The organism is Collimonas sp. OK307, assembly GCF_900113705.1.
In the GTDB taxonomy this organism is placed as follows: domain Bacteria; phylum Pseudomonadota; class Gammaproteobacteria; order Burkholderiales; family Burkholderiaceae_D; genus Collimonas.
In genome coordinates, this window is sequence record NZ_FOQI01000013.1 from 111,381 (window position 1) to 130,549 (window position 19,169).

Annotated in this window: 16 protein-coding genes and 1 tRNA gene; 8 read left to right on the plus strand and 9 right to left on the minus strand. The window is 55.6% G+C overall.

All coding sequences use genetic code 11. The features are described from left to right. Window positions 1-44 precede the first annotated feature (44 nt). Window positions 45-938, plus strand: a complete 894-nt coding sequence (locus BM205_RS17040; RefSeq protein WP_092416058.1) for an AEC family transporter — start codon at window positions 45-47, stop codon at window positions 936-938. A gap of 4 nt (window positions 939-942) precedes the next feature. On the opposite strand, the gene queG is transcribed toward BM205_RS17040, so the two are convergent. Further along, window positions 943-2,046 (minus strand): tRNA epoxyqueuosine(34) reductase QueG, encoded by a 1,104-nt coding sequence (gene queG, locus BM205_RS17045; RefSeq protein ID WP_092416059.1) that lies wholly within the window; start codon window positions 2,044-2,046, stop codon window positions 943-945. 87 nt (window positions 2,047-2,133) lie between these two features. On the opposite strand from queG, the gene tsaE reads away from it, so the two are divergent. Further along, window positions 2,134-2,628 carry a tRNA (adenosine(37)-N6)-threonylcarbamoyltransferase complex ATPase subunit type 1 TsaE gene (tsaE, locus tag BM205_RS17050; RefSeq protein ID WP_092416060.1) on the plus strand — a complete coding sequence of 165 codons (495 nt, stop codon included), beginning with the start codon at window positions 2,134-2,136 and terminating at the stop codon, window positions 2,626-2,628. Beyond that, a complete protein-coding gene (locus BM205_RS17055; RefSeq protein ID WP_092416061.1) occupies window positions 2,592-3,947 on the plus strand; it encodes an N-acetylmuramoyl-L-alanine amidase in 1,356 nt (451 codons plus the stop codon). Before tsaE ends, BM205_RS17055 begins: the two co-directional genes overlap by 37 nt. Before the next feature lie 108 nt (window positions 3,948-4,055). Here BM205_RS17055 and BM205_RS17060 read toward each other — a convergent pair whose 3' ends face one another. Next, window positions 4,056-4,700, minus strand: a complete 645-nt coding sequence (locus BM205_RS17060; protein WP_092416062.1) for a VTT domain-containing protein — start codon at window positions 4,698-4,700, stop codon at window positions 4,056-4,058. 142 nt (window positions 4,701-4,842) lie between these two features. On the opposite strand from BM205_RS17060, the gene mutL reads away from it, so the two are divergent. From mutL to BM205_RS17075, 3 genes are all read left to right on the plus strand, one after another. Further along, complete coding sequence (gene mutL, locus BM205_RS17065) at window positions 4,843-6,711, plus strand: DNA mismatch repair endonuclease MutL (protein WP_092416063.1); 1,869 nt, start codon at window positions 4,843-4,845, stop codon at window positions 6,709-6,711. A gap of 5 nt (window positions 6,712-6,716) precedes the next feature. Beyond that, window positions 6,717-7,697 (plus strand): tRNA (adenosine(37)-N6)-dimethylallyltransferase MiaA, encoded by a 981-nt coding sequence (gene miaA, locus BM205_RS17070; protein ID WP_092416064.1) that lies wholly within the window; start codon window positions 6,717-6,719, stop codon window positions 7,695-7,697. A gap of 86 nt (window positions 7,698-7,783) precedes the next feature. Next, window positions 7,784-7,860 (plus strand) — tRNA-Met (locus BM205_RS17075). 525 nt (window positions 7,861-8,385) lie between these two features. Here the strand turns inward: BM205_RS17075 and BM205_RS17080 are convergent. From BM205_RS17080 to BM205_RS17110, 7 genes are all read right to left on the minus strand, one after another. Further along, window positions 8,386-12,615, minus strand: coding sequence for a PilC/PilY family type IV pilus protein (locus BM205_RS17080; protein ID WP_092416065.1), 4,230 nt, complete (start codon window positions 12,613-12,615; stop codon window positions 8,386-8,388). Between the two features lie 12 nt (window positions 12,616-12,627). Then, window positions 12,628-13,230: a pilus assembly PilX family protein gene (locus tag BM205_RS17085; RefSeq protein ID WP_092416066.1), complete on the minus strand. Its 603-nt coding sequence runs from the start codon at window positions 13,228-13,230 to the stop codon at window positions 12,628-12,630. Further along, window positions 13,227-14,522: a PilW family protein gene (locus tag BM205_RS17090; protein ID WP_217646054.1), complete on the minus strand. Its 1,296-nt coding sequence runs from the start codon at window positions 14,520-14,522 to the stop codon at window positions 13,227-13,229. The genes BM205_RS17085 and BM205_RS17090 overlap by 4 nt, the downstream gene beginning before the upstream one ends. 31 nt (window positions 14,523-14,553) lie before the next feature. Continuing rightward, entirely contained in the window at window positions 14,554-14,961 is a 408-nt protein-coding gene (locus BM205_RS17095) for a type IV pilus modification PilV family protein (RefSeq protein WP_092416068.1), read from the minus strand. 7 nt (window positions 14,962-14,968) lie between these two features. Continuing rightward, window positions 14,969-15,589, minus strand: a complete 621-nt coding sequence (locus BM205_RS17100) for a GspH/FimT family pseudopilin (protein ID WP_092416069.1) — start codon at window positions 15,587-15,589, stop codon at window positions 14,969-14,971. After that, window positions 15,559-15,957: a type IV pilin protein gene (locus tag BM205_RS17105; protein WP_092416070.1), complete on the minus strand. Its 399-nt coding sequence runs from the start codon at window positions 15,955-15,957 to the stop codon at window positions 15,559-15,561. Before BM205_RS17105 ends, BM205_RS17100 begins: the two co-directional genes overlap by 31 nt. 194 nt (window positions 15,958-16,151) lie before the next feature. Continuing rightward, window positions 16,152-16,838 carry a hypothetical protein gene (locus BM205_RS17110; RefSeq protein WP_139227302.1) on the minus strand — a complete coding sequence of 229 codons (687 nt, stop codon included), beginning with the start codon at window positions 16,836-16,838 and terminating at the stop codon, window positions 16,152-16,154. 554 nt (window positions 16,839-17,392) lie between these two features. Here BM205_RS17110 and BM205_RS17115 point away from each other — a divergent pair. Both BM205_RS17115 and miaB read left to right on the plus strand, forming a co-directional pair. Continuing rightward, window positions 17,393-17,743, plus strand: a complete 351-nt coding sequence (locus tag BM205_RS17115) for a hypothetical protein (RefSeq protein ID WP_092416072.1) — start codon at window positions 17,393-17,395, stop codon at window positions 17,741-17,743. 47 nt (window positions 17,744-17,790) lie between these two features. Further along, window positions 17,791-19,131: a tRNA (N6-isopentenyl adenosine(37)-C2)-methylthiotransferase MiaB gene (gene miaB, locus BM205_RS17120; protein ID WP_092416073.1), complete on the plus strand. Its 1,341-nt coding sequence runs from the start codon at window positions 17,791-17,793 to the stop codon at window positions 19,129-19,131. Window positions 19,132-19,169 lie beyond the last annotated feature (38 nt).

The window sequence follows — 19,169 nt, forward strand, 5'->3', positions numbered from 1 at the left end:
CATGTCTACAATCGAGCCAACTTTCTTACAATATCAACCACTCCATGTATATCGTCAACCTGTTGTTTCCGGATTTCTCGCTGATACTGCTGGGAGCGATCTTGCACCGCATTAGCAACTGGGGGACTGAATTCTGGACCGGGGCGGAGAAACTGGTGTATTTCCTGCTCTTCCCCGCCTTGCTCTTTTATTCCACTGCACGCACCCCGCTCAGTTTCGACACCAGCGGCAAGATGCTGATGGTCGGCATGTGTGCGCTGCTCGGCGCCGTCATGCTTACCTGGCTGGGTAAACCGTGGATCAAGGCAGCGTCAATGGATTACGAATCCGGCATGCAAACCGCCTATCGTTTCAATTCGTATATGGCATTGGCCCTGGCGGCCCGCTTGGGCGGCGAGCAAGCCACCGGCATGATGGCGATGCTGATCGGCTTTGGCGTGCCTTTATGTAACCTGGCGGCGGTCCATGCCCTGGCGCATAAAAGCGGCGGCTTGTTCAAGGAGCTGGTGCGCAATCCCTTGTTGATCGCCACCGCTTGCGGACTCTTATATAGCCTTTCCGGCTTGCCGATGCCGGAAGTGGCGGGAGCGGTCTTGTCGCGACTCGGCAACTCCGCTCTGGCGCTGGGCCTGCTGCTGGTAGGGGCGGGCCTGCGCCTGAGCGGCGCGCATCGTGCCAAAGCGCTGACCGGGTACTTCCTGGCGATCAAGCTGCTGGCGGTGCCGACCATGGCCTGGCTGCTGGGGCAGTGGCTGGGACTGGCGCCGTCGCAACTGCAGATCGTCGTACTGTTTTGCGCCTTGCCGACCGCTTCCAGCGCCTACATCCTGGCGGCCAGGATGGGTGGTAATGGTCCGTTGGTAGCGTTCATGATTTCCGCCGGCACCATGCTGTCGGCGCTGACCTTGCCGTTCTGGCTGTGGGTCTTGCAGCACTAAACCATCATGCGCCGTGTTGCTGCAGGGCCCATGCCACATGCTCCCGCACCAGCTCGGACGGATCGTCGCTGCGCCGCCGCAAGGCGGCGATGATCTCCGGTGTACCGGCGCCGGCCGCGGCGGTATTGCCAAGGCCCACCGCCATATTGCGCAACCAGCGTTGATAGCCGATGCGGCGGATCGGACTGCCCTCCATGCGGCTATTGAACTGTTCCTCGCTCCAGCTGAATAACTCCACCAGGCTAGCCCGGTCGAGACCATTGCGGACATCGAAATCACCCAGCGTGGATGGCTGCGCAAACTTGTTCCACGGGCAGAATAGCTGGCAATCGTCGCAGCCGTAGACGCGGTTACCGATCAGCGGCCGCAGTTCCACCGGAATGCTGCCTTTCAATTCGATCGTCAGGTAAGAGATGCAACGGCGGGCGTCGAGCCGATACGGGCCGACGATCGCCTTAGTTGGGCAGACATCGATACAGGCGCTGCATTGCCCGCAATGCGAACTGATGGCCTCATCGACCGGCAACGGCAGATCGGTCAGGATTTCACCGAGAAAGAAAAACGATCCGGCCTCGCGATTCAACAATAGGGTGTGCTTGCCGCGCCAGCCCAGGCCAGCCTTCTGCGCCAGGGCCACTTCCATCACCGGCGCCGAATCGGTAAACACGCGATAGCCGAAATCGCCGATCTCGCCTTTGATCCGGTCCGCCAGTTGCTGCATGCGCGAACGCAGCACCTTGTGATAATCGCGTCCACGTGCATACAGCGACACTGTGGCGGTGCCGGCAGCGGCAGGCTCCAGCCGCGCTTGTTCGCGTGGCCGCCACTCGCCCTGATCATCCTGATAGGCGCGCGGCAGATAATCCATGCGCACCGCTATCGCCCGGATCGCGCCCGGCACCAGTTCCGCAGGCCTGGCGCGCTTCATTCCGTGCGCTGCCATATAATCCATCTCACCGTGATAGCCAAGCGCCAGCCATGCCTTAAAACCAGCCTCTTGCTCCGCCAGATCGACATCGCTGATGCGGATATCGGCAAAGCCAAGCTCCCGCCCCCATGCTTTGATGGTGGTGGCTAGTGCTGCTAGATTTTGCTCGGTGACTACCATGGCTGGGCGACTTGAAAGACTTGAAGCAAAGACCTCGCTTCAAAAGATTTGATTTAAAAGACCTGATACGAAGGACTATGTAACGAGATGCCCCATTTTACTACCCACCTGCACGATGAAGCTGGAACCAACGCTCTGGGAGCCGCATTGGCGAGAGCCTTGCTGCCCGGGCTGACTATCCATTTGCACGGCGACCTGGGTGCGGGCAAGACCGCGCTGACCCGCGCCTTGCTGCACGCTGCCGGTTACGAAGGCCACGTCAAAAGTCCTACTTACACTCTGGTGGAACCTTATACCATCCAGATAGCCCAACAGGCGGTCGAAGTGATGCATTTCGACTTGTATCGGATGGCTAGTCCGGACGAATTCCTGGAGGCAGGTTTCCGCGAATACTTCAACCAAAGCACCATCTGCATCGTCGAATGGCCGGAAAAAGCCGCTACTGCGTTGCCGCCGCCCGACATCAATGTATTACTCAGTGTTTCCCGTGTTTCCGACAAGGGACGTGATGTAGAATTGCAGGCGTTATCTGATAAGGGTAGTCAATGTCTCGCTCGACTGAAATTTGCACCAAACCTTTAAAATCGAAAGTCCGCCGCACCATACTCAAGGCCGGCGGCACTTTGCTCATTTCAGTGCTGGCGCCGCTGTCGGCACGCGCTGCGCAAATTATCGCAGTACGGGTCTGGCCGGCGGAAGACTACACCCGCGTCACGCTGGAAAACGACTCGGAACTGAAAACCACCCATTTCCTGGTGCAAAATCCGGATCGCATGGTGGTCGACATCGAAGGTGTCGAACTCAATTCGACCTTGAAGGAACTGGTCGCCAAGATTCAGCCTAACGATCCTTACATCAAACAAGTCCGGGTCGGACAGAACCGTCCCAACGTTGTGCGGCTGGTGTTCGACTTGAAGGAAGAAGTCAAACCGCAGGTGTTTACACTGGATCCGGTGGGTGGTTACCAGCATCGCCTGGTCTTCGATTTGTATCCGGTCAACCCGCCCGACCTGATCGCCGCCATGATTGAAAAGGGTGAATGGCCGTCCTCCAACCCGGGCGAAGTCGCGCCGCCTGTCGCGCAAACCAAACCGCCAGAACAAAAACTGCCGCTGCAGGCACAACCTGAACCACCGCAACAGATCGCCCGCATCGATCCCAAAGCCGACAAAACCCCAACCCCGACATTAACGCGCATGATCACCATCGCCCTCGATCCGGGGCATGGCGGTGAAGACCCTGGCGCTACCGGGCGTGGCGGCAATCGTGAAAAGGACGTCGTGCTGTCGATTGCCAAGCGGCTCAAGGCCAAGATCGAGCAACAACCGAACATGCGTGTGATGCTGACGCGCGACGCCGATTACTTCGTACCGCTCGGCGTGCGTGTGCAAAAAGCCAGGAAGGTGCAAGCCGACCTGTTTGTTTCCATCCATGCCGACGCCTTCGTAACGCCGACCGCGCGCGGTTCGTCCGTATTTGCGCTGTCGGAAAAAGGCGCCAGTTCAACCGCTGCGCGCTGGCTGGCCAACAAGGAAAACTCGGCCGACTTGATTGGCGGCATCAACATCAAGAGCCATGATCGTCAACTGGCGAGCGTGCTGCTGGATTTGTCGACCACGGCACAGATCAACGACAGCATGAAACTGGGCAGCGCGGTATTGAATGAAATCGGCGGCATCAACAAATTGCACAAGGGTGCGGTCGAGCAAGCCGGTTTTGCGGTGTTGAAAGCTCCGGATATTCCAAGCATCCTGATTGAAACCGCCTTCATTTCAAATCCGGAAGAAGAAGCGAAACTGACTGACAATGCTTATCAGGATCAGATGGCGGATGCGGTCCTGAAAGGGATCAAGAAGTATTTTGCCCATAATCCGCCGCTGGCAAGGAATCGCTTGACCTGAACGACTGAAAACCAGGCCTTAAAGCCGGATTTTTAAACATTAAGGGCGCGCAGCAAATCTTGCAGCGCGCCCTTATTTCATGGTGCTTCGACTGTGCTTGGATTGTATTTAAGCTCCGCGCATTTTCCGGTAGAACTTCCACAAGCCGCCTAGCGCCACCGGCACCACTGCTGCGCCAACCCCGATCAACACAATCGTGTTCAGGTGATCGCGAATGATCGGGATATTGCCGAAGAAATAACCGGCCGAAACCAGGCCGACCACCCATATCAAGGCGCCGGTAATATTAAAGAACTGGAACTTGGAGAAAGTCATTTCGGACACCCCTGCCACAAACGGTGCGAAAGTCCGCACAATCGGCACGAAACGCGACAGGATGATGGTCTTGCCGCCGTGATGCTCATAAAACGCATGCGTCTTTTGCAAGGCTTTCTTGTCCAGCCATCGATAATCGTGGGTATAGACCTTATGCCCTATCAAGCTGCCTATCCAGTAATTCAACGTGTTGCCGGTAGTTGCCGCAACGATCAGCATACCCATCAGCAACCAGATATTCATCTCACCGGTTGCGCAAAACGCACCACCGATAAATAACAAGGTATCGCCAGGCAAAAACGGCAATACCACCAGGCCGGTTTCGCAAAAAACTATCAGGAACAGAACCATGTAGACCAAGGTGCCATATTCCTTGATCAAAAAGCCGAGGGATTTATCGACGTGCAGTATGACGTCCATGAATTGCATAAAGTCCATATTTTTTCCTTAGTTAGCGCGGGAATAATACACTACGAAAGACAGCAAATAATTAGATCCGACAATTGTTTGTGCTCATAATGGCAAGGCTTCCGAGAGGCAACTCGCTGCAGCAGGTGCCCGCTTCGGTATAATCCCCCACATGAATGCACCGCTCTCCCCCATCCGCGCTATCCAGCAACTCCCAGACAACCTGATTTCGCAAATTGCGGCTGGTGAAGTGGTCGAACGACCCTCCGCCGTGGTCAAGGAACTCCTGGAAAATGCACTGGACGCAGGCGCCACCCAAATCACGGTACGGCTGGAGCAAGGTGGGGTCAAACGCATCGCCATCACTGATAACGGCCGCGGTATCTCCCCGGAACAACTGCCATTGGCGCTAGCGCGTCATGCGACATCAAAAATCAGTTCGCTGCACGACTTGGAACATGTCGCCACGCTAGGGTTCCGTGGCGAAGCGCTGGCATCCATCGCTTCGGTATCGCAACTGACCCTGACCTCGCGCACCGCAGACGCCGGCCACGCCTCGGAAATCGACGGCAGCACGCTGGCCGTGACGCCATCCTCCGGCGCGCAGGGCACCACGGTCGACGTCCAGGATCTGTATTTCAATACACCAGCCAGACGTAAATTCCTGAAATCGGACCAGACCGAATTCGGCCACTGCGCCGAAGTGGTACGACGCATCGCTTTAGCGCGGCCGGATGTATCGTTTTCCCTGACGCACAACGGTAAAACTGTCGATCACTGGATCATCACAGAAATCGCCAAGCGCAGCGCCAGCATCCTCGGTAACGAATTCGCCAATGCCCGCCTGGCGCTGGATGAAGGCGCCGGACCGCTACGCCTGCATGGTTTTGTCGGTTTGCCGACCGCCTCCAAGGCGCGCGCCGACGCCCAGTATTTCTACGTCAACGGCCGCTTCGTACGCGACAAGCTGCTGGTCCACGCGGTTCGCGCCGCCTATCAGGACGTGCTGCACGGCGACCGCTATCCCTCGTACGTCTTAGGACTGGATCTCGACCCGGCACTGGTCGATGTCAACGTGCACCCGTCGAAAATCGAAGTACGCTTCCGCGACAGCCGCGCAGTTCACCAGTTCGTATTTCATGCGGTCAGCCGCGCGCTGGCGCAAACTTCCGCCACTTCGTTTGGCGCAACGCCGGCGCCATTGCCCTCGCCCAGCGGCGCAATGCCGTGGATTCGCGGTTCGCAAGAACATCTGCAGGCGATTTTGCAACCGGGCGCACAAGTGCCCCAGCAGCAAACCTCATTCGGACCGCAATTTGCGCCCTCCATCAACGGCGTGGCGCAAACCACGGCTAATTACGGTGCATTGTTTACAGATAATGATCGCGCTGCCGGCGGCGTCGCGGCAAACTATCCGTCCGCACTGCAGCCTGCCAATCAAACGCTGCCGAGCGATGATTTCCCGCTTGGCTTCGCGCTCGCCCAGTTGCACGGTATTTATATCCTTGCGCAAAACACCAAAGGCCTGGTGCTGGTTGACATGCACGCTGCCCACGAGCGCATTCTGTACGAGCAATTGAAAGGCGCGTTGGATGAGGATGCGATGCAGGTGCAGCCTCTGCTAATCCCGGTCACCTTCTTTGCCGATGCAGTTGAAGTCGGCACCGCCGAAGAAAACCAGGAAACCCTGCACGCGCTCGGTTTCGACATCGCAGCCATCTCGCCCACCACGCTGGCGGTGCGCTCGGTCCCTGCACTATTGAAGAATGCCGATGCACAGACGCTGGCACGCGATGTATTGCGCGACGTGCGTGAATTCGGCGGCTCACGCGTCCTGGTCGAACGTCGCAATGAACTGCTCGGCACCCTGGCCTGCCATACCGCGGTGCGCGCCAACCGCAGCCTGACGGCGCCGGAAATGAACGCCCTGCTCCGGCAAATGGAAGCCACCGAGCGCGCCGACCAGTGCAATCACGGCCGCCCGACCTGGAGCCAGCTGGCGCTATCGGACCTGGACAAACTATTCTTGCGCGGTCAATAAGCGGTATGCCATCACAGCCAGCAACATCTACATCGACCACAGTCAAGCCGCTGGTAGTCGCCATCATGGGGCCTACTGCATCCGGTAAAACCGCCGCTGCACTGGAAATCGCGAAACACATCCCGTCCGAAATCATCTCGGTCGATTCGGCCCTGGTCTATCGCGGCATGGATGTCGGCACCGCCAAGCCCAGCCGCGACGAACTGGCCGCGGCGGCGCACCACCTGATCGACATCATGGAGCCGACGCAATCCTATTCAGCCATGCAATTCCGCGACGACGCGCTGCGCCTGTTCGATGAAATCCATGCGCGCGGCAAGCTGGTGTTGATGGTCGGCGGCACCATGCTGTATTTCAAAGCCCTGCGCGACGGCCTCGACGCCCTGCCGCAAGCCGATCCGCAACTGCGCGCCAGGCTGGACGCCGAAGCCGCCTTGATCGGCGTGCCGGGGATGCACGCCAAGCTGGCGCAGTTGGATCCTGTTACCGCTGCCCGTCTGAAGCCTAACGACAGCCAACGCATCCAGCGCGCCCTCGAAATCATCGAGCTGAGCGGCCAGACCATGTCCTCGCTGCTGACTGACCGGCCAGCGCCGGAACTACCGTTCGATATATTGCCGATAGCGCTGGAGCCGTCAGATCGCAGTGTGTTGCATGAGCGAATCGCCCGGCGCTTTGATCTGATGCTGGATTTGCAAAGCGGCGGGCTTATAGCGGAAGTGGAAACACTGCGCGCCCGTGGCGACCTGCACCTGGGCCTGCCGTCGATGCGCTGTGTCGGCTATCGCCAGACCTGGGAGTATCTGGACGGTCTGTATGGTTATCAGGAATTGCGCGAGAAAGGCATCGCGGCTACTCGTCAGTTGGCTAAACGCCAGCTTACGTGGTTGCGTTCCATGCCGGAGCGGGTTGTGATTGACTGTATTGGGGGAAATGTTGCTGATACGGTGCTGGAAACCGTGATTACAGCCATCAAGCAACGATAACACCACGAATTTGGCCTTGAAAAGCATCCGGAACCTGTTTTTGTTGACAGGATTTGGCGAAATGCGTCATAATTTAGGGCTTCATTGGTGATATAGCTCAGTTGGTTAGAGCACAGCACTCATAATGCTGGGGTCGGTGGTTCAAGTCCACCTATCACCACCAGAACACAAGGCCGTAACCCGCATGAATAGTGGGTTGCGGCCTTTCTGTTTGTTCTTCCGTGTCCCTTGCTGCCAAGGGTTAAAACCACGATTTATCCTTCTCACTGGACAGATAGAGTTACGCTGTCCAGCACCTCATGACCACAAGATTAGTATCTAACAAATGCCCAGTGTTTACAAGTGTTCGCAGAGGTTTATTTCTATTTTGACACTTTTTATTTGAGAGAACTGTTTGACGGATAGGCGCTATCAGAGGCCGCCCCGGCCTCAGCCTAGTCATTACCTGCCGCCCTAAGCGAGGCTCCCTCCCTTAGCCGCGCCGCCTGTAAAAGGGTGAGCCGCTGACCTCATGGCTGCTTGCTGCTTGCGCTACCCTCTACGGTGTTTGCTTCGCTGACCATGACACTCATAATGCTGGGGTCGATGGTTCAAGTCCACCTATCCAACATGCTCTAGCCAGTCAATTAAGACGGTATGAAATATTGATGCATGGCCAGCTAATTACAAAAAACAACTATCAACCAGCTTACTTCGAGATGACCTCACGCCAACTGACTCGGTGTCCTGTCACCCCGCCCTTTCCAATTGGACTGAAGTTACCATTCTCAACTTGCGCTCCTGAATTGCTGCCTGTACGAATAATCACGGGCTTGCCTTTGACCCAGACCACGGTGATGCCGGTAGTCAGATCGTTACCCGTCCACACCCCGGCGCTGCTGGCACCTGGAACATAACTCCCGGACGTATAGTTCAGGTAGTTCAGGTAGCTATAGCCGCCTGCTTCGCAGACGCCGTTGGTCGGCACATTGGTGGGAACTATCAAAGTTCCCAGTACCAGAGAGATATCCACGTTGTTACGCTCGCCGCTGTCAGGGAAATCGACGAACCATCCCATGACGCTCGGTGGTTTGATAGTAACGGCGGCATTGGTTATGGTCCGGTTCGGCTTGGCGTCCGTCAGCGTTTGCTGGACTAAAGCGGTGCGAGGGGTTTTCACCGTAGTGCCATTGTCGACAATGGCATATATGGACTGGGTTGTGAATTTCGTGGAATCCAGATCGGATGCCTCCAGATATTTGCCGGTCCCGATGTATACAACGCGGTTCCCGTTTACCTTCGCCAATTCCGGCCGGGTAGTAATGGACTGGGGATTAGAGCTGCCATCAGTGAAAGCTGCAATCTGGAGCACAGTGCCGGCATTGATATCGAAACGCCACAAATTTCCTAACAGATCGCCGCCGTAAGCATAGAGCGCAGTTGCATCCAGGCTCGGATTATCGGCCCAGAAAGAAATCTTACCTAGTCCGCTAGGCGTAGTCTTGCTGCCTGTCGACGTGCCGATTTTGGAAAGGACTTTGCCGGTCAAAGGATCGAGCAGGAACAAGAAACCTTGACCGCTGCCGTCTGCATCGTAGGGATCGTTGTTGCCTAGGGCAACATTGTCATAACCCGAAGTTACTGCTATCACCCAGGTGCCGTCCGATTTTTTTACCGCCAACGGGTTGCCGAAGCTGTATCCCAGGTCGGCGTCGTTGAGCGAGGTAAATTCCCATAGCATCTTCGGGGTGGTGGGGTCGGTTACATCCATCGCGTAGTAGCCACGTCCCCCGCCGTTCAAGCCGCCCATCAGAATCGTACGCCAGTCGGCCTTGGTAGCATCCGAGCAGTTACTCACGCACACGTCAGATGTTACCAGTGCGCCATCAACATAGAAGTGATGGTTGGTTGTATAGGTGAGGTCGGCGAGCCAGTACATATTAGTCATCACCGGGCTCGGTACGAAAGCCCAGCGTTCAACGCCGGTAGCGGCGTTAAAAGCATGCAACATGCCGTCATTCGCGCCGGCAAAAATAGTCTTCGCCCGGCCCTGTTGCGTCGAGCTGTTTGCCCATGCGTCATAGCCCGGATCGGTATAGGTAAAAGTCGGAGCCCCCAGAAATGCAGGCGATGTATCCACAATATCGCCCAATATCGCTAATCGGTGGCGGTACAAGTTGGCAGTGCTGCCGGTCTGGCTCTCATATTGAGTTTGGCCGCGCAGGAAACTCACCAGCGTGTCACCGGTGGCTGCAATCTTGTCAGAGGCTGAAAAGGTGCTGCTCCACTGGCTTAGCTTGGACGGTGTGAAATAGGCTTGTTGCGCAGTCGACAGTCCGCTATAAGTGAAACTGGTAAGCGTACCGCCCTTGTTGAAGTTGATCGTCCTTGTGTCACTTGCGCTTGACACTTGGCTAGCCAGCTGGCCGGTGCATGCCGCAATGCCTTTAACTGCATCCGCGGCCACATTTTCCACACACCAGGAGGCAGTCGGAATTATCGCGCCGGTGTCGACGTTAATCGACTCGGCGACGAGATTGCCTGTCCATTGCGCAGTGGTGTAGCTGGCCACGTAGAGCGCATTATCGTTTTTGACCGGCTGCAAATTGGATACGGCAGCCGAAGAGCCGTAGCCGATCCGGGTTGCCATACCGGCTAGTGCTGAATTCAAGCTCGTGACCAGCGCCGTTGGATTCTTGGCGCTGAAATAAGTACCCCGCCCGTTGACCGCTGCATGCCACAAATCGTCGATGCGCTCAACAACCGAACTACTCGTACTGCCGTAATTTGGGCCGGTTGCTGACGTTTGAGGATCTGGCCAATTTTTGCTGCCGGTCTTGATGCTATAAAAATCCCCTGAGGTATCGGTCGCATAGGTAGGCGAATATTGCAACAAACCATTAACCCCCAGACCCAGAGTAAAGGTAGTCATGTGCGGTTTGTTATTGTTATCGACATTGTTGCCAGGCACGTTCGGTGAGTAGTTGCCATTGCTATCTGTCGGACAGAGACTTGCCCCGGTTGAGCTGCCAGACGTGCAGCTTGCCGGAAACGGAGCAGATTTAACATTGCCGGGATTGCGAAGATCCGTATTGTAGTAATACATGGCTATGTCTGCCAACGAATTCGCGTTGCCGCCACTGTTGACCGTAGTGGTTGTGGTGGCGCCCTGCGTCGGGCCGGTAACCACGGTTGTCGATGCCCCCGGCGTGGTTTTCGGGTATGTGGGATCCTGGCTAGCGCCACTTGTTACCGGAGCTGCATTAGTTACGCTAGTGGTTGGAGCACCCGCCGTCGTCAGGACCGGCGTTGCCTTGTTGTCGGTGTTGCCTGGGCCCTTGCCGCTAATGCAAGCGCCTGGAGGAGCAGATGTCCCCGTCCCCCAGCTAATAGACCCGAGGGCTGGATTGTAGCTGATGGTTGGCCCGGTGGTGCTTTGCGTCGGTACGCCAACATTAGTCCACGCCGAGGTGGTAGGACCTGAAGTAACGGTATTCACTGCGGGCGGCGCGCTTACTACAGGATTCGAAACCGTATCGTTAGTCACCACCCCATTGGTCGTGATCACGGTATGAGTGGTGGTTGAGGTTGTCGTCGCAACGTCAGTACTTCCAGTGGTAGTCAACTGCTCTTGTGTCTGAGTCGACGTCGTTCCCGATATCGTTGTTTGAACTGAATTGCCGGTATAGGTTGTCGTCGTGGGTTGGACAAAATTTTTGCTGCAGCTGCCTCTGGCCCAATTTACTGCCGTTCGAGTGTAAATGTTTGTCTGGGTCTGCGTGCTGGTCGCGGTCGTGGCAACCGTGCGCGTAGATCGATTGACTACCGTCTTCGGGGTGGTTACAACGGTAACAGTGACCGTCGGCGTAGTTTGCGTGACTTGGCTAGTTGCGCCGTCGCTCATGGGCCGGGCTGCGGTCCCGTCTTGCTGTCCGACCGGGGTGGTATTGTCCAGGCCGTAGGGGCCATAGTTAGGCGACGTAGTTTCCGAATTATTGTTCCAGTAGCCGTCGGTGGATAGGATGGTAAAGTTTTGCTGGCAGGAGTATTGCATCGGGTCAGCACCTAATTTACCGCCGTATATCTGACCCGCTTTAGCCAGTGAGCCGCGTAAAGGCGTTGAACCACCAGCACTTTGCTTATAAAGCGTTGTATAAAATTTGTCCTTCTGTCCTGGCGATGTACTTGTACCACTGGCAAAGTCATCAATATGCAGAAAATCGTTGCCATCGGTGGCGCCACTATAGCTGATGTTGGTGAATCCAACGCGGTACTTGCTGTCGATCGCCTTGAACGCCTGTCCAACCGCGGTTTTCATCATGAGGATGCGCGTGCTGTAGTAGGTATACCAGTTAGCGTAGTTTTGTGTCTCGTCCGAACCACCAGGCCCCGAGGTACTGCTCACCGTCACTTTGGTAAAAACGCTCTGGCCCGGGCTGCTGCCTATGTTGCTGTTACATTCCTGGTAAAACGTTGAGGATGTAATGACGCCGCTGCTATTGTACGTGTATGACAGCGGTGCCTGGCTGCCGCTATATTTGTAGTAAGTACTGCCGGTCAGATTTTTTGACGAACAACTACCGAAGCCATCACTGCAGGCCGCAGTAAACTTAGAAGGAGACATTGAACTACCGTCAGATTTCAGCGGAGCGGTATACGTTACTGCCGGATTGTAGGCAACTCCATTGCATTGTGCGGCGGTGAGGCCGTAAGCCGAGCTCCCAGGTACGTCGTCAGGCAGGAAGTTCCATCCCATACTACCGGAATTATCCAGAATAAATAGCAAATTGGGTTTAACCGAGGATGACGTCGTCGTGGACAACGGCGCATTGGCGAGATTGACGACCGCTGCCTGCGTCGGCAGCATCAGCAGTGCGGCGAGCAGTAGGCAGAACACTCCGGGGAAAACAAATTTCTGGGTAACGTAGTCGGTTTTCATGAGGATCTCGGTTCAATAGATGACGACTTGGGTATAAGTCACCGTGTTGCGCGGGCCAGCGACTCTGACCGTGATGCGATAATAGGGGTTGCTCCCGGCGACGCAATTGTTCCCGACGCATCTGAACTCTTGCCCTCCGACGATCCGCTGGGACGTCCCCTCGATCGAGCCTGGGGCGGTGAGGCAGTTACTGGCGGGATCGGCAGGGTCGCCAGGATTTTGGCACATGCGATGCACTACGTAGCTAACGGTGTTGCCTGCCGCGTCAATGGGAAGCGAGGATTTTCCGCTCCAGTCGAAGGTCGACGGATCGAAGACGGCCGGGGTGCCGGTAGCACCGCCGTTCCAAGTGGCGTAGTAACTCGGCGAGGCGTCGGCTGTCAGGCTGGAGGCAGACATAAGCCAGAGTCTCGCCTTCTCTACTCCAGAATCGGTAGCCTGTACGCCCGATTGACGAAAGGCTAGATTGCCCGCGATCTGCGTCGTGACATCGACTGAACGCACCAGTGCGACGCCGGCAATAATCATCGCGACCAGAACGATGAGGGCCAGAATCAACACCACCCCACGCTCACGAGCTATGCGCCGGAAAATCAAAGTCTTCTGGCTCTTCATTTCTGTTGTCCCCACATCATGTTGCGCAACGGGACGATAGACTGCACGACCTTGTAGCGATAACGAGCCCAGTCTGTACCGGAACCGCTGATATCCATGGTGATATCAGCAGTGCCGGATGCATCCTGGTGCCAGAGAGGCGCACTCGCTGTGAAGTCAGCCGCTTTCTCGTATTGGTTACTGCGGGTCACCACAGCCATACGTACGGCAACGATCTGGGCGAGATTCGCACCGGTGAGTTGCGTGGCGTCCCACGCATCAATCGAGCCGTCAAAATTGGTGTCCTTTCCGTACTGCGCCCGCAATCCGACTACGCCGGTAGCGATGGGAGCCCATACCGTACTATCCGGCGGACTCGCCACGGCAGCTGTGCAATCGTTTGCGGTGAGATCACACACTGTCAGGGCTCCGTTGCGCACCGCATATACCCGGCTGACGAAAGAACCGACCGGCCCCAGGTTGTACAGCTTGCTGCCGGGGCCGTAGCTGACTGGCGTTCCACCGGGCTGGTTCCAGGCAGCGTTAACTGCCGTGCAACCAGTATAAAAACTCAGGTAGGACATACTGTTATGGCTGATCGTATTGGCGGGGCCGGTGATGCCAGGCGTGCATTGACTGCCGACCGGGGGGGCGGTGGCGGCTAGGCCAGTGACTTCTCCGATCGTACAATCAAAAGTACTTCCGCTCGGTGGAACAGAAAGAATCATGTCGCCCTGATTGAATCCCGCCCTGGTCGTGTTGCTCGTGAGCACGACGGCATAGTCCGACAAGGTTCCGCCAGTTTGAGCGGTACCGCCAGACTGAGTGATGGGAACGCCGACACCCGTCATCCCGCCGGTACCGCTGTAATTGACCAGAATGACGTCGGTGTTGGTGTCGCCGGCCGGGTATCCTGGTGGATTGATGACTACCGGTGCGAAGGTCGATCCGGTATAAGTGAAATTTGGAGTTGTCGCCCGGTTCGCATTGTATGCACGCACGGTTCCGCATTGAGCCAGGATGCCGTTGGTCAGCACACCGGTCGGAGGCGGGGTCAACGTCGGAACGAAATCTTCGGTATTGGGGGAAAGGCCATAACCGGCTTGCCGGATATCCCGTTCCAACATATAGAGTGTCACGGCGGCATTGGTTTGCGCATCTGCGCCACCGGTAGTGGTGCGTTTGCGGCCTTCCGAGAGTGTAAATACTTGCATGATGACGAGCGTCGCCACCAGGCCGATTACCAGAGCAACCATCATCTCGACCAGGCTAAAACCGGCAGAGAGCGGGCGCACAACAGAGTGTTGTTTCAATTGATTTCTCATATCTTTATTCGTAACGCGGCTATATGGGGCCGGCGCCGTTGATTTGCGCAACCGAGACGAACGTATGTGTCGTGTCGCCAGGCAGTGTCCACGCAACAGTGACAGTTGCCCGAAGCTGCGGACTGACATTCGGATCTACAGCCACCACGACCGTCCCCGTCCCGCCGGGTAAAGTGGCCGCAACCCGATTTGCCCAGGCGGTTGGCGCAGCGTAAGAGGTGTCTATGCTCGCGCGTTCCGCCCACATCTGGCCAATCAACTCGTTGGCGAGAAAGCTGGCGTCGCTTCTATATTTGGCTTCCGAGGCTCCTTTGATGGAGACCGCTTGCAGACCGACGATGCTCAGGATACCGAAAGAAAAAATCAGAATGGCGATCAACACCTCCAGCAGCATCGAACCCTTCTGATTGGCACGGAATGTTTTCATGATGTTTTCAGCACTTTCTTGGATCACTGGTTGCCGTGACTGCCGGGTCGCACATGCGTACCTGCCCTGCTCCACTCACTTGAAGCTGCAAACAACGCATGTTTCCGCTGGCGGCGACACACGTGCCGCCGCTCGGATTTTTGATATCAATTGTGATTGTGCTCGTGGGGGCTGGCGTCACCCGCCCCAGTCCGTTAAAACTGATGCTGGACTGCGTCGCCGCAACCGTAACGTTTTTCGTCCCTTCCGCGCTGGCTTTAACGCGCGTCATGAATGGGTCTACAGTTGAATCTGTCACGTTACATTTTCCCGTGGCGTCATTGGCACTGATTACCCAGTTAGTTCCGCTGCTGGAGAGCGCACAGGTGGCGTCGGTCGTTGTAGTCAATTGAAAGCGGACTGTGGCGTTACTTCTTAAACCTTCGGCTCGGGCAAGTTGAATGCCCGACTGCATAGATTCCGCTGCAGTCCGTATTTGGGAATTCTGAATCCACGCCGAATAGGAGGGCATTCCCAAGCTAAACGCGATGGCCATTACCGCCAGCGCGATCAGGAGTTCGATCAGGGTGACGCCGCGTTGAAATTTGGTCACCCGAATCAACACGCGTCCCCCTTCTTGAGTACCCATGCATTTGTACAATTTCCCCAGCCTGTAGTTGAGGCCTGGTTGCCGCCTTGGTCAATCGTGTACGCAAATCCGGCGAGCCCCCCTATTCCGTTAGCCGTGATCGTGTAGGTCGTCGCGGTCGCCGCTGGTGTTCCACAATCGTATGTAAAATATTTGGTCGCAGCGGGACAAGGCCCGCCCACATAGGTCTGACTATCCTGAAAAAACTGCTCCATCCTGACCCGGCCGGATGCCAGGTTGGTGGTGCCGTCTTGAATCTGCCCACGCTTTACATAATCTGAGTACGCAGGCAAAGCAACTGCAGCAAGGATGGCAATGATCGCTACCGTGATCATTAGCTCAATCAACGTAAAACCTTTTTCTTTCATGGGAGGCTCCAATTTTTGTTGCATCCTAGCATGTTATAAATTGCTTGAAAGAAAGGACAGATGAGCGGTCTGTTTGGCTAGATAGGCGGCGAAATTGAGACGACAGGGGGCGCCTGACCGCAAAAAACCATGTAAAATTTGACGGAGAATAGCCCGTGGCTTGCTCTTCATTTTTGCTGTTTGGCACGGTCACCCTATTTCCCCACGATGACTTCAACACTTATCTCCGTCTTGACTGCCTTGCCATCAATTTTTCCAGGTTCAAATATCTTTTCCTGAAATGCATTTATTAATAGTTGCAGCTCTTCTTCAGAGAAATTCGAAGCACTGACGATGACATGGTCGACCTTTCCGAGCTCGTTAATTTGCAGACGAAGTTGTGCCGAACGAGCAACATTCCCCATCAATGCGGTCGCAAGTTCCATTGGGATGCCAAGCTGACCCGTTGTTTTTTCCCTGAGTTCCCACTCCTCGAAATAGTGGGCCTCCGGGGGCAAGATTGCATCAACGAACCGGGATTTCGGACTCTGTCGCGGCTGGCCAGATGAGGCCTGGTCGCTTGACGGTTCCGCTATTTTTTCCTTGCGACTGTCGATGTCAACCGGTGGCGCGGTCAATTTGTCTGTTTCGATCTGCGCTGCTTTGAGAGTGACAAAACTGACATTGACGACATTGCTCGACAATGAGGTGGATTGCCTGGATTCGTAGACCAGGACTGGTGAGATGAAAACGGCATAAATCAAAAAACAATGCGCGGCAATCGCGAGCAAAAGCACTGTCAGGCGCCGCAATTGAATCGCGCCGGGAAAAACACCTCTCTCAAATCCAGGAAAATGATAAGGATTAACTCTGGCATCGGTAAAACTTAAACGGCGAGTCATGAGGCGATCTTATTCAAAACATTGCATAACAAGGCTTTACACCGCCTCCGTAGATTTTGCCGCGGGCCAGGCAAAATACAGCGCTTTTCTCGTATAACTTCCAAAGTTTTGCGACTATCGGTGAAGTACATAAAAGGACTGCATGTGAACATCGCAGTACATGCTCACATTTTTACCGTGCAAGTCTGACAGTATTATAGACATGGAATTTCCACAAAGTAATGCTTTGCTGTTCCGTTCATCGCCACGTAAATACCGCTTATCTTGAAGGCACCAAAATTGGTTAATCAACAACTTAAAAGACGGAGCGAGATACCCGTCTTTCTGACTTGATGACTTTCGTCCCGGTGGCGCTCGTGCCAGACAAATACCGAGAATCGCAAATGCTATAATCCGCGCTTTCCTGGAGTGTTTCCCGATGCTCTCAAGAGGTGATCCAGGGTAGTGCTTCTGTGAGTCTTTAGGCCATAGCCACTCTGGCATCAGCCAATCTATGGCGTGATATTTCTCCTTTGCCACGCACAGCGCGGCTTTTACGATAATTGGAATTTGCTATGTTGACAACAATTCGGCCAATCCGCCTGCTAATGATCTTCCTGCTGGCTACGCTGGCCTTTTCCGCGATGGCCGCACAGCGCGACTTCCCCGCCTCAACCCTGCGCGGCAAGCTGATCATCACCGACTATCCAAATGTCACCGTGAGTGGCAATGCATTACGGCTATCCCCCGGCTCCCGCATCTGGAATACCGAACAGCTGACCCAGATCCCCAACTCGCTCGGCACCGATACCTACCTAGTGAATTACACCCTGAATCCCCAAGGCGATATCGACCGGGTCTGGATCCTCACGCCAGACGAGGCCAGTCAGAAAATCGAGACGCAGCGCAACGGCAACAAGTTGTAATTAAGTAGTAATCAAGTTGTAATTAAAGAGCAGTCATGGAAAAAACGATGCAAAAGAAAGTATTCATCAAGACCTTCGGTTGTCAGATGAACGAGTACGACTCGGACAAGATGGCTGATGTCTTGAACGCCTCCGACGGCTTGATCAAGACTGATCGCCCGGAAGATGCCGACGTCATCCTGTTGAATACCTGCTCCGTGCGTGAGAAGGCGCAGGAGAAGGTGTTTTCCGATCTGGGCCGCCTGCGCGAACTGAAGCGCAACAACCCCGATCTGCTGATCGGCGTCGGCGGCTGCGTGGCTTCGCAGGAAGGCGCGGCAATCGTCAAGCGCGCGCCGTATGTCGATATGGTATTCGGCCCGCAGACCTTGCACCGCTTGCCGGAAATGATCAGCCAGCGCCGTGCCACCGGTAACGCGCAAGTCGACATCAGCTTTCCTGAAATCGAGAAATTCGATCACATGCCGCCGGCCAAGGTCGAGGGTGCTACCGCATTCGTCTCGATCATGGAAGGCTGCAGCAAATATTGCAGCTACTGCGTGGTGCCTTACACCCGTGGCGAGGAAGTCTCGCGCCGGTTTGAAGACGTGCTGACTGAAGTGGCGGGACTGGCTGAACAAGGCGTCAAGGAAATCACTTTGCTGGGCCAGAACGTCAATGCGTTCCGCGGCGCCATGGCGGATGGCGAGATTGCTGATTTCGCGCTGCTGATCGAGTACATCGCCGAGATTCCTGGCATCGAGCGGATCCGCTTTGTGACCAGCCATCCGAAGGAATTCACGCAACGCCTGATCGATACCTACGCCAAGGTGCCGAAGCTGGTCGACCATCTATATCTGCCGGCACAGCACGGTTCGGACCGCATTTTGTCGGCCATGAAGCGCGGCTATACCGTGCTGGAATACAAATCGGTGATCCGGCGCTTGCGCCAGGTGCGTCCTAACATCACTATTTCGAGCGATTTCATTGTCGGTTTTCCGGGTGAAACGGATGCGGATTTCGACGCATTAATGAAACTGATTACCGATATCGGATACGACAACAGCTTCAGCTTCATTTTCAGCCCGCGCCCGGGAACACCGGCCGCCAATCTGCAGGATGACACGCCGCATGAAGTCAAACTGAAACGGCTGCAGCAGTTGCAAGCCGTGATAGAAGAAAATATCGGCAAGATCAGTGCGGCGATGGTCGGCTCTGTGCAGCGCATCCTGGTTGAAGGCCCGTCCAAGAAAAATCCAGCCGAATTCCAGGGCCGGACCGAGAATAACCGCGTAGTCAACTTTGATGCCGGCCCTGACGGCGCGCGTCTGATCGGTCAATTGATCGATGTGAAGATTACAGAAACCTATACCTACACACTGCGCGGCGAAATCGTCCTGGCAGAATAAATTAGTAATCTACGAGACCGCGCCCACCCACCACGCAC